Genomic DNA, 1,350 nt, shown 5'->3' on the forward strand with positions numbered 1-1,350 from the left:
ACGAGCCACGAGCCACGAGCCACGAGCCACGAGCCACGAGCCACGAGCCACGAGCCACGAGCCGTGTACCGCGTGCCGCGTGTCCGTCGGCGGTCCGGCGGTGAGCTGCTGGTAGTCGTTCGGTGTGGCCGTGAACGCTAGCGCCGAACGACTCCTCAAGGTGCCCGTGGGGCAGGACGCCCACCGCTGGGCCACGTACCGCGGCGAACGCACCCTCGTCGTCGCCGTGCGGACCGTCACCTCGGCCGTCCGGGTCCTGGAGACGCTGCCCGCCCTGCTGCGCGACGACCACCGGGTCACCGTCGTCTTCGCCCACGACCCCACCTCCGCGTTCGGCGACGGTGTCACGGACGTCCTCCACGACGCCGGGTGCCGTGTCATGCCGTGGGAGCAGCTCGGGCTGATCGAGCCGGACCTGATCCTCTCCGCCAGCGAGAACGTCGACGTACCGGACGGCGACTGCCCCGTCCTGGTCCTTCCGCACGGCATCGGCTTCCAGAAGTACGTGCCCGACGCGCGGGCGCCGCGCACCCGGCTGTCCGGGGTCGTCCCGGACGCCCTCCTCGAAGCCGGCCGGGCGTGGCTCGCCGTGTCGCACCCGGACCAGGAGGAGCAGCTGCGCGCCACGCACCCCAAGGCGGCCGGGCGCACTCTGCTGGTCGGTGACCCGTGCTACGACGAGCTGGCCGCGAGCGTGCACCGCGCCGCCGCGTACCGGCGGGCCCTGGGCGTGCCCGACGGGCGGCGCCTGGTGCTGGTCAGCTCGACGTGGGGCCCGACGTCCCTGCTCGGCCGCGACCCGGAGCTGCCGCACCGGCTGCTCGCCTCGCTGCCGTACGACGAGTACCGCGTCGCCGCGGTCCTGCATCCCAACGTGTGGTCGGCGCACGGGGCGTGGCAGATCCGCAGTGCGCTGGCGACCGCCCTGGAGGCGGGCCTGCTGCTGGTCCCGGCGGTGCACTCCTGGCGGCCCGCGCTGGTCGCGGCGGACGCGGTGGTCGGCGACCACGGGTCGGTGACGCTGTACGGGGCGGCGCTCGGCACTCCCGTACTGCTCGGGGCGTTCGGGAGCGACGTGGTGCCGGGCACGGCGGTCGAGGACCTGGGGCGGGACGCGCCCCGGCTGGATCCGCTGCGCGACGCGCGGGAACAGCTGGAGGCCGTGCTGCGGGAGCACCGGGCGGAGCGTCACGCGGCCCTGGCCGAGCGGGCGTTCGCGGAGCCGGGCCGGGCGCTGGAGCGGCTGCGCACGGTCCTGTACGAGCTGCTGGGGCTGCCCGAGCCGGAGTCGGGCCCGCCGCCGGTCCTGACCCTGCCGCCGCCGGCCGGGGTGTCGGCGTCGGCCGTGAC

The 1,350-nt window shown here is 75.8% G+C and carries 1 protein-coding gene; it reads left to right on the top strand.

Annotated features, from left to right (window positions below; all coding sequences use genetic code 11):
* Positions 1 to 124: 124 nt before the first annotated feature.
* On the top strand, positions 125 to 1,350 hold a 1,226-nt coding region (locus tag HTZ82_RS04880; RefSeq protein ID WP_309235309.1), incomplete at its 3' end, for a hypothetical protein.

This window comes from Streptomyces sp. TRM64462, assembly GCF_013362995.1.
Lineage (GTDB): Bacteria > Actinomycetota > Actinomycetes > Streptomycetales > Streptomycetaceae > Streptomyces.